This window comes from Methylobacterium sp. CCH5-D2 (assembly GCF_001556475.1).
Classification (GTDB): Bacteria; Pseudomonadota; Alphaproteobacteria; order Rhizobiales; family Beijerinckiaceae; genus Methylobacterium; species Methylobacterium hispanicum.
Window position 1 is genome coordinate 1 of sequence record NZ_LSIX01000039.1, and the last position, 19749, is coordinate 19749.

15 protein-coding genes are annotated in these 19749 nt (G+C 67.9%); 7 read left to right on the top strand and 8 right to left on the bottom strand.

The genetic code is table 11. The annotated features are described in order from the left end of the window. Nucleotides 1–271 (top strand): efflux RND transporter permease subunit (locus AX737_RS00795; RefSeq protein WP_156453446.1); only part of this gene is annotated, 271 nt, incomplete at its 5' end. 198 nt (nt 272–469) lie between these two features. Here AX737_RS00795 and AX737_RS00800 read toward each other — a convergent pair. The 3 genes from AX737_RS00800 to AX737_RS00810 are packed head-to-tail and all read right to left on the bottom strand — an operon-like array spanning nt 470 to nt 2586. After that, nucleotides 470–1114 carry an NAD(P)H-binding protein gene (locus tag AX737_RS00800; protein WP_066918224.1) on the bottom strand — a complete coding sequence of 215 codons (645 nt, stop codon included), beginning with the start codon at nt 1112–1114 and terminating at the stop codon, nt 470–472. Next, nucleotides 1111–2034, bottom strand: a complete 924-nt coding sequence (locus tag AX737_RS00805; protein ID WP_066918226.1) for an SDR family NAD(P)-dependent oxidoreductase — start codon at nt 2032–2034, stop codon at nt 1111–1113. The genes AX737_RS00800 and AX737_RS00805 overlap by 4 nt, the downstream gene beginning before the upstream one ends. A gap of 24 nt (nt 2035–2058) precedes the next feature. Next, nucleotides 2059–2586, bottom strand: coding sequence for a TetR/AcrR family transcriptional regulator (locus AX737_RS00810; protein ID WP_197430405.1), 528 nt, complete (start codon nt 2584–2586; stop codon nt 2059–2061). 415 nt (nt 2587–3001) lie between these two features. Between AX737_RS00810 and AX737_RS00815 the strand changes: the two genes are divergently transcribed. Together AX737_RS00815 and AX737_RS00820 are read left to right on the top strand one after the other, a co-directional pair. After that, nucleotides 3002–3466, top strand: a complete 465-nt coding sequence (locus AX737_RS00815; protein ID WP_066918230.1) for an Rrf2 family transcriptional regulator — start codon at nt 3002–3004, stop codon at nt 3464–3466. After that, a complete protein-coding gene (locus AX737_RS00820) occupies nt 3456–4160 on the top strand; it encodes a class I SAM-dependent methyltransferase (protein ID WP_066918232.1) in 705 nt (234 codons plus the stop codon). Before AX737_RS00815 ends, AX737_RS00820 begins: the two co-directional genes overlap by 11 nt. A gap of 76 nt (nt 4161–4236) precedes the next feature. Here the strand turns inward: AX737_RS00820 and AX737_RS00825 are convergent, their stop codons facing one another. Both AX737_RS00825 and AX737_RS00830 read right to left on the bottom strand, forming a co-directional pair. Further along, nucleotides 4237–7596 (bottom strand): PAS domain S-box protein, encoded by a 3360-nt coding sequence (locus AX737_RS00825; RefSeq protein ID WP_238231491.1) that lies wholly within the window; start codon nt 7594–7596, stop codon nt 4237–4239. Between the two features lie 256 nt (nt 7597–7852). Next, nucleotides 7853–9043 (bottom strand): M24 family metallopeptidase, encoded by a 1191-nt coding sequence (locus AX737_RS00830; protein WP_197430406.1) that lies wholly within the window; start codon nt 9041–9043, stop codon nt 7853–7855. Between the two features lie 428 nt (nt 9044–9471). Between AX737_RS00830 and AX737_RS00835 the strand changes: the two genes are divergently transcribed. Next, nucleotides 9472–9993: a helix-turn-helix domain-containing protein gene (locus AX737_RS00835; RefSeq protein WP_066918237.1), complete on the top strand. Its 522-nt coding sequence runs from the start codon at nt 9472–9474 to the stop codon at nt 9991–9993. Beyond that, a complete protein-coding gene (locus tag AX737_RS00840; protein WP_066918240.1) occupies nt 9990–11687 on the top strand; it encodes an FAD-dependent monooxygenase in 1698 nt (565 codons plus the stop codon). Before AX737_RS00835 ends, AX737_RS00840 begins: the two co-directional genes overlap by 4 nt. Nucleotides 11688–12086: 399 nt before the next feature. On the opposite strand, the gene AX737_RS00845 is transcribed toward AX737_RS00840, so the two are convergent. Next, nucleotides 12087–13316, bottom strand: a complete 1230-nt coding sequence (locus AX737_RS00845; protein ID WP_066918241.1) for a hypothetical protein — start codon at nt 13314–13316, stop codon at nt 12087–12089. 1072 nt (nt 13317–14388) lie between these two features. On the opposite strand from AX737_RS00845, the gene AX737_RS00850 reads away from it, so the two are divergent. Together AX737_RS00850 and AX737_RS00855 are read left to right on the top strand one after the other, a co-directional pair. Beyond that, nucleotides 14389–15117 carry a hypothetical protein gene (locus tag AX737_RS00850; RefSeq protein WP_066918243.1) on the top strand — a complete coding sequence of 243 codons (729 nt, stop codon included), beginning with the start codon at nt 14389–14391 and terminating at the stop codon, nt 15115–15117. Nucleotides 15118–15233: 116 nt separating this feature from the next. Next, on the top strand, nt 15234–16250 hold the full coding sequence (locus AX737_RS00855; protein WP_156453447.1) for a hypothetical protein: 1017 nt from the start codon (nt 15234–15236) through the stop codon (nt 16248–16250). A 713-nt stretch (nt 16251–16963) separates the two neighbouring features. Here the strand turns inward: AX737_RS00855 and AX737_RS00860 are convergent. Together AX737_RS00860 and AX737_RS00865 are read right to left on the bottom strand one after the other, a co-directional pair. Next, the gene (locus AX737_RS00860; RefSeq protein ID WP_066918247.1) at nt 16964–17146 is read right to left on the bottom strand and encodes a hypothetical protein; all 183 of its coding nucleotides are present in this window, start codon (nt 17144–17146) and stop codon (nt 16964–16966) included. A gap of 681 nt (nt 17147–17827) precedes the next feature. Then, the gene (locus AX737_RS00865; protein WP_066918249.1) at nt 17828–19591 is read right to left on the bottom strand and encodes a site-specific integrase; all 1764 of its coding nucleotides are present in this window, start codon (nt 19589–19591) and stop codon (nt 17828–17830) included. Nucleotides 19592–19749: the final 158 nt, after the last annotated feature.

Consider the following 19749-nt stretch of genomic DNA (forward strand, 5'->3'; position numbering starts at 1 on the left):
CGAACTGCGTTTCCGGCCCATCGTGATGACCTCGTTCGCCTTCATCCTCGGCGTGGTGCCGCTCGCCGTCGCCACGGGGGCCAGCATGAACAGCCAGCGGGCCATCGGCACCGGCGTGCTCGGCGGTATGGTCACCGCGACGGTGCTGGCGGTGTTCGTCACCCCGCTCCTCTTCGTCCTGATCGCGCGAGCCTCCCCGTCGCGTCAGGCGATGGGAACGAAGGGCCGCCAAACCGAAGCCGCGAGCACCCACGGCATCCCGGCGGGCTAGCCCTGCACCACGCGCCCATGGCTTCACCCGACGGAGAATGAACGACTGCTTCATCCTGGCGGTTTGCGCTGACGGTCGGCAGCCTGCTTCATCCCTCCGGTGAGCCGACAATAATCAGGTCCCGCCGGCGAGCCACCGGACGCTCCCTCCGAGCGGGTCCGGGCTCGGCAGCCAGCACCGAATGCGTTCGCGGGATCGTCAGGTCGAACACGATCCCACGTCGGCGTTCGTCTTGACGGCGATGCCTGGCCGGGCTGCGACGGCGCCCTCGACGAGGAGCTTGGCCATCCCGGTCGCCGAGCTCGACCTCCAGGGAGACGGCAAGACGGGCGTGAGGGACTTCAAGACAGCGACGGCCAATCGCTCGTCGAGCCGCGCGCTTTCGCGTTGCCCGTCGAGGGCGCTCGGACGCACGATTGTCAACGACGGGAAGGCCAGCGCTTTGAGCTCGCTCTCCAGTTCGCCCTTTCTACGAGTATAGGCGAAGCGCGAGCGAGGATCGGCGCCAAGCGAGGAGACCAGCGCGAACCGGGTGGCGCCATGGCTGCGCGTGAGGCGTGCGATGGCGAGCGGATAGTCCCGGTCGATTGCCAGGTACTCGTCGGGCGACGGGGTGCGGGCGCGCGTCGTGCCCAGGGCGCTGATGACGCCGTCCACGTTCCACCAGTCGGCATCGGCGGGGAGGTCCGAAAAGTCGACGACGACGTTTCGCAATTTGGCATGGGTCTCGACCGGGCGACGGGTCAGGGCGACCACGCGGTCGATCCGGCTGTCGGCGAGCGCCAGTCCCAGGGCAAGGCCTCCGACGAGACCGGTGGCACCGGCGATGAGGACCGTGGTCATGCCGGACGCCCGAGCCGCCCGGCCGCCGCAGGGGCGTGCGCCGACCTGGGAAGGTGCGGCTTCAGGCCTGCGGCGAGGAGCCGGTCGAGTGCCCGGTCCGACAGAAGGCGGGTCAAGCCGACGAAGGCCCCGCTCCAGCGGCCGACGGTGTACCGGGTCCTCGGACGCGCCCTGGCGACCGCGCCCGCGATGGTGCGGGCCGCATCCTCGGGCGAGGCCCCGCCCTCTTCCGAGGCCTCAGCCTGGGCCACCACCGCCCGCAACAGCGCCGCGTAGCGCCCGCGCTGCGCGACGGTCATGGCGTCGATGACCCTCTCGGCCCGGACGCCGACCTGTCCGAGCATCTCCGTCCTGACAGCCCCCGGCTCGATCACGACGACCCTCACCCCGAGCTGACCGACCTCGCGGCGCAGCGAGTCGCTGAGCGCTTCCAGTGCGAACTTGGTGCATGCGTAGGGACCGTAGGCCCCCATCGCCACCCGGCCGCCCACCGACGATACGTTGACGATGGTCCCGCCGCTCTCGATCAAGGCGGGAAGCAGGGCCTGGATGACCGCGACATGGCCGAACAGGTTCACCTCGAACAGGCGGCGCCAGTCCGGCAGCGCGTAGGTCTCCACAGGCACGTTGATCCCCACGCCTGCATTGTTGACCAGCACGGCTAGCCGTCGACGCTCGGGATCGTTCCCGACGCGCTGCGAGAGGGCGGCGATCCCGGCCTCTTGCGTGATGTCGAGAATGACCGGCTCGATGTTCGCGGTGCGCAGCGCGTCGGCGTCCACGTTCCGGCGGACGCCCGCCAGGACGTGATAGCCCCGGCCGGCGAGCTCGCGCGCCGTCGCGGCGCCGATGCCGCTCGACGCTCCGGTGACGACAGCCAGGTCTCGACGCGAGCCGGGTTGGGTTTCCGCATTGGTCATGGTATCTCCGATCCTCGTTCTCGGTCAGCTGATCGAACGCCACAGGGCGTCGAACCCAATCGCCGCATGGCGTTCGGCGGCGGCCGGGTCGGCCGCGATCCCGTCGATGGTGGCTTCCGTCATGGCCATCACCAGCGAGGCGACGAACATCGGGGAGGCGTCGCGCATCGCACCGTCGGCGCGGCAGCGGTCGAGGAGCTCGACGACCCGAGCGTAGGGGCGGCTCGCGATGTCGCGCGTGGCGGGCGTCAAGTCGTTCGAGACGCCGAGCTGCGCCAGCGCCAGGCGCTCAAGTGGTTTCTCCCGCGCCCAGCGCAGCATCCCGTACCAGACGTGCCGCAACTGGTCGCGAGGCTCGACTTCCTCCGGGAGGCCATCCACGGTCGCGGCGGCCATCCGCAACTTCAGCTCGACGTAGAGTTCGTTCAGCAGGTCGGCCTTGGTCTCGAAATAGATGAACAGGGCGCCGTTCGAGACGCCTGCGGCCTTCGCTATTGACGCCGTCGACGCACGTAGTCCCTGCTCGGCGACGATCCTGATCGCCGCCTCCATGATCTCGTTGCGCTTCGCGTCGCTCTTGGGTCTCGCCATGGCAGGACGATATGAAAGAGTGATCAGTCAGTCAACAACGTTTCGAGGGTGCTGCGGATTCTCCCAACTTGGAGGGTTGGGTTCCGTGGCAAACCAAAGGTTTCGACCATTTCGACTGGGTCGCCGCCTATCGCTCGCCTCAATCCCGCCCGAACTCCAAGCCTCTCCCGAGGAGGCGGAAACCGCAGACCGCGTTGCCTTTGAGCCTTTCAGGGCAGTCGCTGAGGCCTGAGGCAGGGGCTCAAGAGCGAGCAACACCGTCCAAATGCGAAGGCCCAACGGGCGTGCGGCTTCAGCGGATCTCCATCTTGGCCAACTGCCGCCTGAGGCCTGGTCTCGGTTGACACCATCCCTATCATGCAACTATTGAAGTTTCATGAGACGGGATGGCAGACTGTCTGGCGTGTTGCATGTCCTCCTCCACATGGACGAGGCCGACGGGCCGGTGACGTCCGAGCGGCTGGCCATGATGATGGGGACCAACCCGGTCGTGGTGCGCCGGACGATGGCCGGACTGCGCGACCTCGGGCTCGTCGCCTCCGGGAAAGGGCATGGCGGCGGCTGGACCATCGCCTGCGACCTCGACCGGGTGACCCTGCACGACGTCTACGTCGCGCTCGGTTCGCCGGAGGTGTTCGCGATGGGACACCGGAGCCAAGAGCCGACCTGCCTCGTCGAGCAGGCGGTCAACGCGGCCCTCGCGGACGCCTTTCAGGATGCCGAGGCCTTGCTGCTCTCGCGTTTGGGTGACGTCACGCTGGCCCGTCTCAGCGCGGATTTTCATGCGCGCTTGGCCAAGCGCGGATCGTGCGGGCGGGAGGCCCGATCCAATGACGCATAGCGCCCAGCCTGAACCAACCAACTTCGTGGCTGCCTTTTCGGACCCGGCGGCCGCCGCACGGTATGCCGACGGACCGCCTCGTTTCGTACCCGGCTTCGAGGCGTTGCACAGGATGACCGGCATCCTGCTCGCCGAGCACGCGCCGGCCGACGCGCGGGTTCTGGTCCTCGGGGCTGGAGGGGGCCTGGAACTCAGGGCATTGGCCGAGATGCATCCCGGCTGGACCTTCGTCGGCGTCGACCCGGCGGGGGAGATGCTCCGCCAGGCCGAGCGCACGCTCGGGCCGCTGATGAACCGTGTCACACTCGTCGAGGGCTACATCGACGACGCGCCCTTCGGCCCCTTCGATGCGGCGACCTGCCTGCTCACCCTCCACTTCCTCGACCCGGCCGCGCGCGAGGACACCGTCAGGGCAATCCACCGGCGGCTCAAGCCGGGCGCGCCGTTCGTGGCGGCGCACGGAAGCTTCCCGCAGGACGACAGCCGCTCGCGCTGGATCGGCCGGTACGAGGCCTATGCGGTCGCTTCCGGCGTCGATTGCGACCAGGCGGCGAAGGCCAGGGCCGCCGTGCAGGCCCACCTGCACACCCTCGCGCCCGAGACGGATGCCGCCGTGCTACGGGCGGGCGGCTTCCGGGGTGTCGAACTCTTCTTCGCCGCCTTCACGTGGCGCGGCTGGATCGGACGTGCCTGAGCGGCCGGGGCTCGGCTAGGCCGGCACCGCATCACGTGACGGATGGTAGGGCGCCGCGTCCATAAGGCCGCCCCGTTCAGCGCCCCGGCATTCCGTCACCCTCACCGTTCCCGGTCCGCCAATCCCGTCCGACCGCCCTGCGCAGGACCTGGGAGACCTGCTCGGCCGAATACGGCTTCCGCAGGAGCTCGAAGCCGTGGGCGCCTTCCTGCGCCAGGACGTGGCTGTAGCCCGAGGCGAGCACCACCGGCAGGTTCGGCAGACGCCGCCTTAGGAGCCGGGCGAACGCGATGCCGCCCATGCCCGGCATCACGACGTCCGAGAACACCACGTCGAAGTCCGATCCGTCGTGACCGATCCTATCGAGCGCCTCCTCGGCGTTCGTCGCCCAGGTCGTGCGGTAGCCGAGATCCTCAAGGATCTGCGTGGCGAAGGTCCCGACCTCGACGTTGTCCTCCACGACGAGCACGCGCTGGCCGGACCCGATGGGCAGCACGGAAGCGGCGGCATCCTTGGCGGCCAGGGGCTTGGGCTCCGCAGGCACCTCAGGCAGGTAGAGCGTGAAGGTCGAGCCGCCTCCCGGGACGCTCTCGACATCGACGTCGCCGCCCGACTGCTTGGCGAAGCCGAACACCTGGCTGAGCCCGAGGCCGGTGCCCTTGCCAACCTCCTTCGTCGTGAAGAACGGCTCGAAGATGCGCGGCAGCACCTCCGGCGCGATGCCCGCGCCGGTGTCCGAGAGCGAGACGGCGGCGAACGGATGCGAGCTCCCGGCGTGTCGGCGGATCGGCGGCAGCGTGCCGCCGCAGGCCAGCCGCAGGGTCAGCGTCCCCTCGCCGTCCATGGCGTCGCGGGCGTTCACCGCCATGTTCACCAGCGCGGTCTCGAACTGGCTGAGGTCGGCGCGCACGTGGCAGGGCGCCCCCGCGATATCCAGCACCACCCGGATGCGGGCCCCTGTGACCGTATCGAGGAGGTCCGCCATGGCACGCAGCCGCTCGTCGAGGGCGAACACCTGCGGGTCGAGGGTCTGCCGGCGGGCGAAGGCGAGGAGCTGCCCGGTGAGCTTAGCTGCACGCTCCACGGTCTCGGAGACCGCGTCGAGGTAGCGGGCCTTGCGCGCCTCGGGCAGGTCCGGGCGGCGTAGGAAGTCGACCGACGAGCGGATGATGGTCAGCAGGTTGTTGAAGTCATGCGCCACGCCGCCCGTCAATTGCCCGATGGCCTCCAGCTTCTGCGACTGCCGCAGCGCCTCTTCGGCCTTCAGCAGTTCGTCGGTGCGCTCGGCGACGCGGCTCTCCAGCGTCTCGTTCAACTCCCGCAGGCGGTCCTCCGCGAGCCTGCGGTCGTGGATGTCGGTCGAGGTGCCGAACCAGGCAGTCACCGTCCCGCCGGCGTCCCGCAGGGGCTCGGCCCGGGCCAGGTACCAGCGGCAGGCGCCGTCGTGCCGCCGGTAGCGCATCTCGATCTCGTAGGAGACCTCGCGCGCCCGCGCGTCCGCCCAGGCCGCGGCGGTCCGGGCCTGGTCGTCCGGGTGGACGGCCTCGATCCAACCGTCGGGCAGCGCCGCCTCAAGGGTCTGGCCGGTGAACTCGCACCAGCGGTCATTGAGGAAATGCAGGTGCCCGTCCGGCGAGGCGAACCAGACGAAGGCGGGAACGACGTCGGTCAGGGTGCGTAGCCGCGCCTCGGCCTGCCGGCGCTCGTCGATGTCGATGACCGAGCCGAAGTAGCCGAGGAAGGCCTCGTTCGCCGCGATCCACGGCATGGCGGCGTCGATGGCCCAGCGGTAGGCGCCGTCCCGGCCGCGCAGCCGGTACTCCAGGCGGAAGGACTTCCGCTCGGCGTTGGCGGCCAGGAAGGTCTGCTCCGAGAGATGGCGGTCGTCGGGATGGATGGCGTCGAGCCAGCCGAGGCCGAGCCCCTCCGCCTCGGTCTGGCCGGTGAACTCGTACCAGCGCCGGTTCAGGTAGATGCAGTCGCCGTTCTCGTCGGTGATCCAGGTCATCACCGGGGCATCATCCGCCATGGTGCGGAAGCGGGCCTCGCTCTCCCGCAGGCGCGCCTCCGCCTCATGCCGGAAGGTCACGTCGCTCGCGGTGCCGAACCACTCGACGATCTCTCCCGCCTGGTCGAGCAACGGGACGGCACGGGAGAACGTCCAGCCGACTGTACCGTCGGCCCGCCGCACCCGGTGCTCCAGCTCGAACAGCCCCTTGCGCCGGATGGCGTCGGCGATGGCGGCGAGGACCTCGGCCCGGTCCTTCGGCTTGATGTTGCGGTCGAGCCAGCGCTCGCTCGGCTCCGTGGCGTCGGCCAGGATGCCGCGACCATCGAGCCGGATCATCCCGCGCCAGTCTGCGCCCATCCGGTACACCGCGTCGGAGGTCGCGTTGACCAGGGTCCGCAGCCGTCCCTCGCTCACGCGCAGGTTAGCCTCGGCGCCGACGCGCTCGATGTAGGCCCAGCAGCGTTCCGTCACCTCGCGCAGCAGCGCCAGCTCGGCGTCGGACCAGCGATGCGGCACGGCATGATGGATGGCCATGAGGGCCGTGAGGCGGCCCTCCTTGACCAGCGGCATGCAGATCGTCGCGGCGATGCCGATGGCCTGGAAGGTCCGCGCCTCGTGCGGGGCGAGCTCGGCGGCGTTGTCGTTGACGACGAGGGGCCTGCCGGCATTGAGCTCCCGGACCGCGAGTTCGCCGAAGTCGGCGAGGCTGTAGTGTCCGAGGATCGAGGGTGCGTCCGGCGCGTGCCAGTTGCCGCGGATGGTGAAGCCGTCGCCGTCGGCGTCCATGTCGGCGTAGGCGCAGTTCGACAGGCCCAGGTGACCGCCAAGGAGGCGCGTCGTGGCCTCCAGCACCGCGGCGGCGTCGCGGGCGTCCGCGGTCGCCCGAGCCAAGCCGTCGAGGAAGCGGAATCGGTCCTCGCTCTCGGCGAGGCGGCGTTCGGCCAGCACGCGCTCGGTGATGTCGAGCACCGTCGCGAGCGTACCAATGGGCCTGCCGGCCTCATCGAGGATGGGCGTGTAGTCGAGGTCCATCCAGACCTTCTCGGGTCGGCCATGCCGCCAGAGTTCGAGTTCCTGGCCCGTGAAGCTGAGGGCTTGCCCGGCGAGGCCGCTCTCGATGACCTGGGCGTTGAAGGCGCGCGCCTCAGGCCAGACGTCCAGCACCCGGCCCCCGAGCGCTTGCGGATGGCGCGGACCGCAGACCTCGGCATAGCCCCGGTTGTAGACGAGGATGCCGTCCTCACCCCAGATCGCCACCATGGGAATGGGCGAGAGCAGCACTGTCTGGACGATGGCGCGAACCGTGGGCGGCCACTCGGCGATGGGGCCGAGCGGGGTGGCCGCCCAGTCATGGCCGCGGACGAGGTCGCCCACGTCGCCGCCGCCCACGGGGAGCCAGACGCCGGCCTGAATTTCCTGTGTCATCGACCCGCGCATCGAGGCTACCCGTCTGGGCGCGGTCGTTGATCCAACGGCACCTTCCGCCTCCGACATCCTACTTCAGGCGGAACCGGTTGCACATCGTACTGGTATAAATGTCCCAGGTCCGATGCGCCGATGGACAGGGTAGGCCCACGAGGTGCTCGCCGAGCTTGTCGCTCAGGACATAGGGCGGCAGTCCCATGCCGAACCGCGCCGCTTCGGGCGACGGCGGCGCTCCGCACATCAAGCCTGGGCATAGCTACGATATCTCGATGAGTTCCGCCGCCCGTTTTCCAAGCCGTTCGGCGCCGTTCTCCCCCACAACGACTGTATCGCCCCAGTACAAACGCTGAGCCCCATCATGCGTCTGGATCATCGGCTTGACGATGAACGTCGCGTTGGCCTCGATCCGCCAGTCGCGCATGGTCGCATCACGCGGTTTGTGGATGTTGATAGGCGCGTCGTCGCCGAGGCCTCGGCCGTGCATGATGAGGCTGCACCAGAAGCGCTCGTCGCTCAGGGCCGCGACGATGTCGGATATCCCGCCGACCGTCGCACCCGGCCGCAGGGCCTCGTAGCAGCGTTCAATTGCTTCCTGCTGACGGTGGAACAGCTCCCTGTAGATGTCCGGCGCACGACCAAGGAAGACCGGCTGCGTGTTCTGGGCCACGTAGCCCGCCCAACGCGCCTCGGCCTCGACGGAGATGAGGTCTCCGGATCGAAGCGGACGGAGCGAAGGCATGTACTGCGCCGAAGGCGGCTGCGGCCAACCCGCCGACCACAGGATCATGGTCGGCACCTCGCCGCCCCGCTCCACCATGTCCGCCAGCATCCGCGCGTAGACGACGTTTTCCGGCACGCCCGGACGCGCCTCGCGGAGCAGGACATCGACCGACGCCTCGACGAGTTCCTCGGCCTTTCGCAGGAAGGCGAGCTCCTCCGTGCTCTTCACGAAACGCGCCCGCTCCATCAGCAGGTTCGCATCGACGATCTCGGCGGCGGGCAGCGCGCGGACCAACCCGTCGAGGATGCCGGCAGGCGTGATCCCTTCGGGAAAGCGGGTGTTGCCGGCGAGGCCCGTCACGCCGATCCGGGCACGGTCGAGACCGAGCTCCCTCAAGCGGTCGATGCTCATCTGCGTGTAGCCCCAACCGGTATCGATGGGACGTATGTCCGTCACCCAGTCCTGCCGTTGCAGCCAGAAGTCCTTATGGACGTCCGGGCTGGTGATCGCGGTCACCTCGCCGGTCAAAGGGAATACGCAGGCCGCCTGGGAGCAATTGCCGCCTATTCCGGTGAGGTAGCGTACATTGGCCTGGAAATGGTCCCATAACCCAGTGTTGGGCGGGACGAAAATGGCGTCAAGGCGGGCCTCGGCCATCAGCTTCCTGACTTTCAGCCACCTTAGGTCACGCTCCTGTACCGAGAACTTCGGCGCACCCTCGACCAAGCCTTGCCTCATATTCGCATTCCTCCCCTTCATGCCTCGACGATGTGTTGCCGGACGACGGGCGACCCGTTGCAAGGCGCCATCGGCGCCAATGCCCCGGCCATGGCTCGCCGCATGGGCCACAGGGCCTTTCCAGGCCGGCATCAAGCCTGTGGCCTCGGACTGCGACCAGCACCGTCCGGCGGGCGGAACGATCCGCCTTCAATCTGTCACTCAACTGTCGTTATGACAGCTTACTACCAATTTTGAGGGGCAGCTTTTGTTCCGGCGGTTTGTGGCGCGGCCATCCCTGGCCGGCTTGAGCCACTGAACCAAACTGGCTGGTGGCAAACATGGTCAGGGTTGGAACCGATCACCCCGCGCTGTGTTGAAGCCGCAAAGACAGCAGGCTGTCATTGTCGCAGGTAGATGACAAATCAGGGATTATCATGCGTTCTGCGCTGAGGAAGGCCTCGAAGGACATCGACCGCCTCCGCCGGGCCTGGTCGGGTCTCGCCATCGAGGTGTTTCGCCTCAACGGCGACTTGGTCGAAGGGGGGGACGCGCTGGTGCGCGACCTCGGGCTGACCAGCGCCCGCTGGCAGGTCCTGGGCGCCGTCGCCCTGTCCCCGGTCCCGCTGCCCGTCGCCCACATCGCCCGCAACATGGGCCTGGCCCGCCAGTCGGTGCAGCGCGTCGTCGACGACATGCGCGCCGACGGGTTCGTCCAACTCGAACCCAACCCCCACCACCGCCGTGCGCCGCTCGTCGCAATGACCTCGCGCGGCGCGACCGCCTACGAACAGGCCATGGCCCGCAAGGACCTCTGGGCCGACGTGCTCACCGAAGGCCTGTCGCCCGAGGCCATCGAAGCCGCCGGCACGCTCCTGCGTACGCTCCAGCAACGGATCGGCGCCTCGCACGGACACATCGCAACCATCGCCGCCACACTGAAGGAGTCCCAGGAATGAACCGCGCCGATGCCAAGCAGGGCTTTGACGCCGACGTGATCGTCGTCGGTGCCGGGCCCATCGGCCTGACGACCGGCAACGCCCTGCGCCACCACGGCGTCTCGTGCCTGCTCCTCGAAGAGCGCACCAACGTGAAGGCGTACTCGCGCGCCAACAACCTCTGGGCCCGCCCGCAGGAGCTCCTCGCCGGCATCGGCCTGCGCGACCTCCTGGCCGAGAACAGCTACGCGATCCACACGATCAACTTCTTCGTCAACGGCACCCCGACGACGCCCATCCCCATCGCCGACGTCGCCAGCCCCTACCCGGAGGTGCTCTACAGCGGGCAGGACGTGATCGAGCGGACCCTCACCGACGAGTTCGAGGCGCGCGGCGGCTTGCTCGACCGGGGCTGCACGGTCACCGGCGTCGAGCAGGACGACGACGGCGTCACGGTGGTTCTCAGGCGGGGCAAGGACGGACCGGAGGAGCGGCGCCGCTGCCGCTACCTCGTGGCGGCCGACGGCGCCAAGAGCACGATCCGGCCGATGCTGGGCCTTGACTTCGAGCCCGAGCGGCTGCCGAACTGCATGAACCGACAGGTCGACGCCAAGCTGTCCTGGCGCCGCTCGCAGAAGCCGGATCAGCTCTGGTTCTTCTACTACGAGCGGGGGTTCGCCGGCATCCTGCCTGTCTGGGGCGGCTACCACCGCCTGTTCTTCCTGGCCGACGACACCGGCGTGCCGGATCGCGACCCCACCCTCGAAGAGATGCAGGCGGTCGCCCGCGAGGTCACCGGCGACGAGACCCTGACCCTGTCGGACCCGCAGTGGCTCACGCACAGCCGGTTCCAGTACGGCGTCTCCCCGGGCTACGCGCGGGGCCGGGTCTTCCTGGCCGGCGATGCCGGGCACCTGTCGCTGCCCATCGGCGGCCAGGGCATGAACGCGGGCCTGCACGACGCCGTCGAGATCGCGTGGCGGCTGGCCATGACCCTGCGGGGCGAGGCGGCTCCGGTCATCCTCGATTCCTACGACGGCGAGCGCGGCGGCGAGCACGCCCGGCTGAGCGCCCAGCAGGCGCGCGGGTTCCGCTGGACCGTCTACCGCGGCCGGGTCACCGACACGGTGCTGGGGTTGGCCGCCAAGGCGCTGCCGAACCTGGGCTCGCTGCTGCAGGGAACGGACGACATGCAGCAGATGGGGGTCGAGTACCCGAAGAGTTCGCTGAACGAGGACAGTCTCTCCGGCTTGGCGACCTTGCTGCGGCCGGGACCGAAGCCGGGCGAGCGCGCGCCTGACGCTGAGGTGACGCATCGCGGGGAGACCACGAACCTGTTCCGGTTCCTCTACAACCCGGACGGCCACACCACCGGCTGGGCGCTCCTGTGCTTCGACGGCCGGTCGCCGGACGCGGGAACGTCGCTGCTCGAAGCCGTCCGCGCCGTCGAGGCCTGGCCCTGGATCAAGCCGCGCTTCGTCCTGGCGGGGCCGATGGCCGGCGGCGGGAAGATCCCCGTCCTGTCGGACATGGACGGCAAGGCGCACGGTGCCTACGGTCTTGAGGCCCGCCCGGCGCTGGTGCTGGTGCGCCCGGACGGGCACGTCGCCTTCCGCTGCGAAGCCGACCGGGCCGACCGGTTGGTCGCCTATTGCCGGAAGGCATTCGGCGCGGAGGTCGAACGCTCGCCGAGCGTGCTTGCCGCCGCCGAATGAGGGCGGAGGAATTGCGCGCCGAAGGTGCCGGTCCGACAAGGTCAGGGCCGGCACCTTCCGCATAGCTGAACCGCGAGCCCGCCGCTCGGCGGCAGGCCCGGGACTGGGAACCTTGACCGGCCCATCGTATCAAAGTCCGGCGGGGACAACCGGAGGATGTTGTGGCCGCCGGACCAACCATTCCATGTCGACAGCAGCTATTGGGCTTCAAGCGGTCATTCCGGTGGTTTAGGCCAAAGGTCCGCTGATGGCGCTCAGCCGAACATCCACCCTGCGTTGCAGATGCCGGCTACGAAGGGAGGAGGACCGACGAAGCGGCTTTGTCAGTCGTGGGGCGCAGGGCCGGGTAGGTGCCGCCGAGGTCGGCGAGCACCCGGCGGGAAGGCGGCGGCAGCGCGTTCATGCCTGAGGCTGAACCTGGCTCTGGCCGAGGTCCGGCTTCAGCGCGCCAGCGCGGTTCCGCGACGTGCTCGACTTTGCTGCAGGCTTGGTCCGAGGCCGATTGGACGAAGCCGCATCCGGAGCCTGTGTGCCGTTCGACCGGTCTGGCCCGGCGGCCGAGGCAGCTTTGCCCGCAAGGCGTCGAGGAGCCGGTGGCGCCGGCATGGCCTGCGTGAGAACGAAGTGGGCGACGCGGCCGAGATCGAGGTAGCGGGCCGTGAACGAAGCCGCGAGATCGGTTGCCCCGACGTCACGGATCGCGGCGACCACCGTCTCCAAGGTCAGAGTGCTGAAGCCGACCCGGCCGGGCGCTTCGGCAGGGTCAACGAGTTCGGCGGCGTAGCGCTGGCCCATGGTCTGGACGTGACCGTTCTGAGCGGGCCCAAGTAGGACGAAGTGGCCCCGGCCGTACAGACCGTGCTGCAGCATGAGCTGGCCCAGGACGTGCTCGCGACGAAGCTGTTCGAATCCCGGCCGGGCTAGGACCGCGGCCTCGGGATCGCGGAAGAGGCCGCTGTCCCGGGCGGTCTCGGCGTAGCGGGGCCGCGGCGCCGGGACGGGGCCGCCGGCGCCCTCGGTGTACTTAACCTCGATCGCCACGAAGGCGGGCTCGCCCTCCGGCGTCACGATGTCGATGAGGACATCGCAGGCGGTACCGTCGCCGAAGTAGTCCGGCCCGCGCCGGCCTGGGCTGTGCTCGAAGCGGATGCCGGTGACGGTGCCGACGAAGCCCGGGAGCAGCCTTCGGAACACCGCCGCGGCGCGGGCGGGGTCGAGCGCCAGGGGGACGAAGAGGTTCAGGGTCAGGGCCTGGCTGGACAGAAGGTTGCCCCACAGCCGAGCCTCCTCGAACAGCGCGCCGGGCTCCCTGAACAGGAGAACTTTCCTCACATGGGCGGCGATGGCCGGGGTCAGGAAGGTGGTGCCGGCCCGCGCCGCGGCTGTCGAGAGCCGGGAGGCCAGACGGACGGACTTCGGCCGGCTGATGCCGGGTGTCGTGGACGAAGCGGTCCGGCCCCCGGCCCGGCGCGGCTCCGGGCGGTGCTGCCCGGCCGGCAGACCGTGCTCCTCTCGCCAGAGCGAGGCCAGCAGGCGGCACGCGGCGGCAAAGCGGGTGTCGGTGGAGACGAACGCATCCTGCCGTTTTCGCACGTCCTCGGGCACCAGGGGCACAGGGCGCGTCGGCATCGAAGCAGACGAAGCCGTTGTTCCGATCGGTCCCGTCGGGTGAGCACCATCGGCGGCCGGGACGGGGCGCGTCGGGGCGGTCGCGGTGCGGCGGGATCGGGGCAGGCAAGTGCTTGGCATCCAGGTAAGCTCCGAACACCCGCATCAGCGCGGGCTCGGCTTCCATTCCATCCAGGCAGAGGAAGTTTAGCTTGATCGGCCGACGCGTCCGCCTGTCCCCAGCGAGATCAGCTCCGCTCCTGCTCCGGAGGGGGATGATCGTCTCTCCCTCCCTTTTGTATTTAGCCCGCAACCAGCTCAATCGATAGCTAAACAGCTGATTGGGACGAATTTTCTGCGCGGGAACCTACAGCGTTAGGCGGTCCAAAGCTGATCCGCCCGGTATGGGCGACGGAGGCGCAAACGCTTCGGTGGCGCGTTGCCCCGTTCATGATCTGACGCATTCATGCGCAGTGTAGACGAAGCGGCACGGCCGCGGATGGGCGGGTTGGTACATCCTGCGTCATCACCTGCTCCTATGAGAGCGACAGGGCGAGGCGGGCTTTTACGACCCTGCGGGGGCGGGCGTAGAATGTCAGCTTAACTCTCGCCGTGATTTTAGCTCGGGTGCACGTAGAGGCGCCACTTTCAAGCGTTGTCCTGCATCCCTGATGACGTTTCAATGTCCCGCAGCTCAACCCAGTCGCCGGCTCCTAACGTTCGCGCGCCGGCGTCGAGGGCGGTCCAGTCCACTCTCGTCGCCGGCATAGAGGCAAAGCGACAAGTTGTCGTTTCTCCGAACGCGAAGACCCTCGCAAGCTGGACGTCGATGAGCAAGTGCCCCAGCAGTCAGTAACACCTAAGGTGTCTGCCTCCGCCAACATCGATCCGCAGGAAAGAGCTGTAGCGATGGGCTGTGCCGAACGGTCAGTAGGGTTAGCGCACCAAACCAGACCAGGAATATCAGCAACGAAGGGTGGGTTTATGGTATAAAATCCTAAATCTCCATCTTTCGAACGGCCAAGGTAAGTGAGTTGGGTGGCGCCGGGCTATATGGTGGGCTGACCCGGCGGTCAGCAGAAAAGAGGCTGACATGTCCGAGATCCACCTACCTGTTCCTATCCCCCACGGCCAAGACGAAGCCGACGTAGATCTCATCCTGAAGTTGCGGGAGGCGGCCGCAGAGCGGACCGCCGATGAGCCAGACACCAAGATTCCTGACGATGTTGCCGCCGACTTGGAGCCGCATGCCGCCGCCATCAATGGCCATCTCGTAGGACTTCGCCGCCATACCGTGGCCATTGGCCTGGAGCTGTTGGCCGTCAAGAAGAAGCTCAGGGACCACCCGAAGCCCGCCTTCGGTGCCTGGCTCAAGCGCCATTTCGGTTGGGATGCCCGCACCGCCCAGCGCTACATGAAGGTGGCGGCATTCTGTCAGCAGCACCCGGAAGCGATTGGTTTGCCCGCATCGGCAGTCTGCCTGCTCGCCAGCTCTGGGACGCCGACCGAAGTCCTTGCTGCCGTGCTCGGTCAGCTCGGCAACGGGGAGCGGCTGAAGCTCGCAAAGATCGAGGCCCGCATTGATGCGGCCAAGACCCCTGACCCGATCATGGCGACGGCGATGAAGCAGGATGCGCCGTCCGGGGCGGCCAGGGCAGTGGTGCCGGTAGCTGCGCAAGGAGCGGCGGAGCTGATTCTGTCGCAGATGCGTGAGCACCGCCGCGTGCTGCGCGAGCGCCTCCTCTTGATCGACGGTGAGGAGCTGAAACGGACCCTGCTCGATCAGCTTGCTGACGGCGGCGAGCACGAAGCGTCAGCCTAAGGCTCGCCTTCATCTCAAGAATTGAGGCTGATTGCGAGGCCTCGCAATCAGCCGCCTTCCCTGCGCAGCGCCCGCGTCGTCCAGACGAAGGGCGAAGACTTCATCGGATGATAGCCATGACCATTCTCGACCGTAGCACGCGCATCCTGCTCAACAGCCTTCCGAACCACTCCGTCTACCACGAGGTGGAGATGCCGCCGATGGAGGGCCGCCTTAGCTGGCGGGAGCCGATCCTCTCCGGGCAGACCGCCGCGAAGCTCTACGACGCCACTTCGTTCCTAACTTGGCAGTACGGCCTGCACTTCAACACCCACATCAATATCGGCTTCGGCATGATGGGCCTCAGCGACCGAGCGGCCGCCGCCGCGATGGCGAGGTTCAACAAAGAGATGACGCGTTTCCTGGCGGTGCCGGACGTTGGGCGACAGCGGCGTGGCGGACGCCGACGCTGCGGCACCACGCATCACTACGTCTATGTCCTGGAGTATGGCCGTGACCGCGGCCTGCACGCCCATCTGCTCTGCGTGATACCGCCCGGGATGAAGGCGGCGGCGGAGGCTTATATCCGGCAGTGGTGGGCGCGCGAGGCCAATTTGGTGCCCGCCTGCGCCCGGTGCCGCTTCCCTGAACGTCCAATCCCTGAACGGCCGGAGTTGAAGCCGTACACGAAGGTCGCGCGTGGGGTCTGCCCCGGATTGGCGTCCGTTCGTGGCTGCGGCCGGTACGGCGTGGACACCCTGGGCAGCAAGATGCCGGAGGAGGCGGTCTTGGTCCGGCATCGGCCTCAGGTATCGCCGACGAAGGCCCACCGCCGGCAGATTTTCTGGCTGCAATACCTGTTGAAGACGACGAAGCCTGGAGCCGGTTTGAAAGATGCAGACGGCACGCCGACCGCGCTCGGCCAGATCCTTGCTCTCAAGCTGCGCGCGGCACCGGCGCCGAGCCCGGGCTGCGAGCCTCGCAAGATCTGTGTAGTCCAACTGCACGGGATCTCGAAAACTCTCAGAAGCCAGGCTCAGCGCGCGGCTGGCTTTCAGTCGAAGCTCTGGCCGGCCACGTTCCACGAAGTTTATTCGGGTTGGGAGTGGGATGCCTATGTGGCGCGGACGCGGATGGCGCCACCGACAGCCTGAGCGTCCGACAACGGGGCATCCTCGTCGTTCGCTCCCACAATCGATTGTGGGAGCGAACGAAATGGATTGTGGGAGCAAGGCCAAAAAATGACTCGTTGAGCCAGTCACTTAGTTGGCGGTATCGGGCCTGCGTTTTGCAGGCGGTTGCTCAGCGAGTATAGGCGGGTTCACCTCGGAGAGGCTCATCAGAGGCGACAGCGTTCAGGCTGGAATCGAGCCGAAGGATCGTGCCCTCAGGTCCGGAAGCAGAGACGGCCTCGATTATCGTCGGACGAAGCCAGGTCGGCAACTCCATCCGCAGCGGAGAGACTGTTCGTATGGATGGCGAATTGAAGGAGAAAGTACGGAGGAGAGGCGTACACCATCCCCTCCGCTCCGCCTCCGTCGGAGCGGAGGGGGGGATTGCTTGGGTGAGGCGGAAGAGGATCTCCGCGTATATCGACTTCTGACCAGCCTTCAACCAGCCCGCGCGCGGTTCTTAAGGGGCAGAACTGGTAGCGTTCGCCTCGGCCGCTCCCCGTTGCCGACGAAGTTGGGATCGGCAGCTTCAGGGGGCGAGGCGCCTGGGTCGCGAGCCGAGATCGGCATCACAATCGGACACGGTTCGAGCCGACAGCAAAGAAGGGGCGGCCGATGCCGCCCCTTCTGCCGTGGGTGCGATCTTCACCGCCGTCGCGAAGGGCGAGAGCAGGATGCCGATGCGGACTGATCGCTCAGTCCTCGTTGTAGCCTGGAACGTCCGCCCAGAGTTCCGCCTCCAACTCCGCCGAGGTCGGGCCGCCCGGCTCCGCCTTCGGCAGCCCTTTCAGGGCGGCCTCGGCGAAGGGGTTGCTCGGCCGTTCGGGCGCCGGCGCGCCGGGCGGGCTGATCTCGGTCGTGGTCGTCTCGGCTGCCATCGTGATGCTCCTGAACGAAGGATGCCCCGGCGCCGCGGCCGTGGGCGGGGCCATATAGGCGGGCCCGCTCCGGCGCCTCAGGCGCGGCCGGCTTCGTCGAGGAGAGCGTCAGGAGGAGGTCGTCGGGCAGGCTCGGTGCCGTGGCCCGTTCCAGAGATTGATAGAGTCAGGGTTCGAATTCTTGCTGGTGTCCGAGGCTGTCGGCCCCAGGAACCCTGGTGGACGTTGGAGGAAGGCCGTCTTGCCGCTAGGCAAGGCTTCGCCTTGCGGCGGCGAAGCCAGCTGAGCCTATGCGCTTGGAGGTCAGGAACCCCGGAGCCACGCCATCGGTCAACCGTCGGATCGAGGTGCAACCTTGTGACAGGCAGGCCGGGGTTGGGCTGTCGGCCTTTACGCACCGCTTCCCGCCCTCTCGGGCGGCCAGCGCGGACAGGACCCTTGCCGTGCGATCCGTAGCGGCTCGGGTCGTCCAGGAGGGTGGGAGCGATCCCTTCCTCCATCCTGCGGATGGGCCCTGTCCCGAGCAGCCCGTTGCCGAGCCCGTCCGCTTGTTGCCGATGCCCTTCGGCTTGCGATCCGGCGGTCCCGCGTCAGCTCTGCTGAGGATGGGGACACGGAGCCCATTGGGGGCCTGGCGTATCCCCGAGGCGGGTCAACAGATCTGCAACAGATGCGGGCGGATCATCCAGGCGGGCGGTGAAGGGTCGAGAGATCGACGTCGATGGCGATCGCGTCGATAGCCTGCTGCATCTGCTGCAGGCTGGAGCGCTTGGTGTAGCGCGCAGTCTCGCCTGCCGTAACGTGGCCCGTGACATGATCGACGACGGTGGCGTGGACGCCCGCCTCGTGCATGAAGGTCGTGGCGCTGTGCCGGAAGGAGTGGAAATCGAGGCCGGACTGGTAGAGGCCGACATCCTGCCGGTAGCGCGTGAACGCCTTGGTGTAGGCATGGCCCAGACGCCCGTCGGCGCCCCCGCCCTCCAACTGTGGGAAAAGACGCAGCTCGCCCGCGCGTCGCCGTGCCGCGACCTCGTCAAGCAGGCCGAGGCGGATCAGCTCCGCATGGACGGGAACGCGCCGCGCGGCGGACCGGTTCTTGAGCTTGCGCGCGCCCTTATCATTGATGTCGAAAAACCAGATACCCTCTTTCTGCTGCACATCGGCAACGTGCAGCTGGCAGATCTCCTCCTGGCGCAGGCCGGAGAACACGGCGATTAAGGGCAGCCAGAATTTCTCATCGCGCAGTATCAGCGAGCCTGCCGTTTTCCGTCGCTGCTCCGACAGACAGCCGGTCCAGATCGGCGTGGCGAACAGGCGCGCGAGATCCTCCTTCTCCCACATCTGCCGCTGCTCGGTGGCCTTCTTGGCCGCGCCGAAGCGAAAGCCCTTGAAGATGTTGTCCCCGACCTCGCCACCAGCCTCGGCCGCCTCCCAGAATGTTGAGAGGGCCGAGAAGTGGCGCTTGATCGTCTTGGGGGTCAGGGGCTTGCCCCTGGTTGTCCCCGTATCCTCGGCGTACAGCGCTATGATCTCAGCAACGCTCTTGCCACGGTAGCGCGGAGACTTTGAATAGAGCGCCGGCAAGCGCTCGACCTGCTGCCTGAAGCGGCTCGCATCCGTACGGGTGTAGGCCGCCGTCGCCTTGTCGCCGCAGACGTCAATGAAGAGGCGGAAGGTGGCTCTCGCCTGCGAAGCCGTCTGCCCCTCCCAGGCACCCGAGACGGTCTGCTGCTCGCAGAAGGCCGGCCAAAGTTCAGACAACGGCTTTGATATGGCTGTTTCCGCGGCGACCGGCTCGGAGGTCGATGCGGGGGGCGCGGCAGCTGGGACTGCGGGTGCCGGGGCCGATTCGGACGCCAGCGCGGCCAGCGCCATCTTCAGGCGCCGATCCTTCGGCTCGTGCTCGAAGTCGCCCGCGCAGCGCGCCTGCATCGCCTCGGCGACGTCGATGCCGGCCTTGAGTACGGCCTGGCGCACTTGGTTCCACTCGGCGACGCCGAAGGTGGCCGTCGCGATACCCTGGCGGCGCAGGAGCGAGGCCGCGATCTCGCGGGCCTCGCCGAACCCATCGCCGGCGAGCGCCTCGCGGGCGCGGGCAGCGACCTTTCCATAGAAGTCGCGCTTGGCCGCCACGAGGTGGGAGGGCAGCGGTTGGGCTCGCGCGAGCCGGACCGCATCGTCGCCCTGCAGCACGGATGCGTAGAAATCCTGCACGAGGCGGGAGAGTTCGGTGTCGGTCAGCATCGGCATCGCGCGCATGCCCGTGAACAGGCCCTCGGAGGCGAGATATAGCCGACAGGCGTTCGACCGCGCAGCCCTCGGGTCGATGGTCCCGAGGCTGCGCACAAGTTCGCGCCGGCCCAACCGCTCCCGGAGGTCGGCCGGAACGCGGCGCCGGAAGTAGAAGACCCGTCCGCGCAGGACGAGGTTGGCGAGTCCACCCACACCGCTCCTTCGCCGCCGAAGGCGGCTTGTGTAGCAGCGGTGTGTAGCAGGGGGCCCACACCGCGGGACGGCGTGACCTAAAGCTCAGCGATCAGAATGACTTAGGAAATCAGGTGGCTGGGGGACCTGGATTCGAACCAGGACTAGAGGAGTCAGAG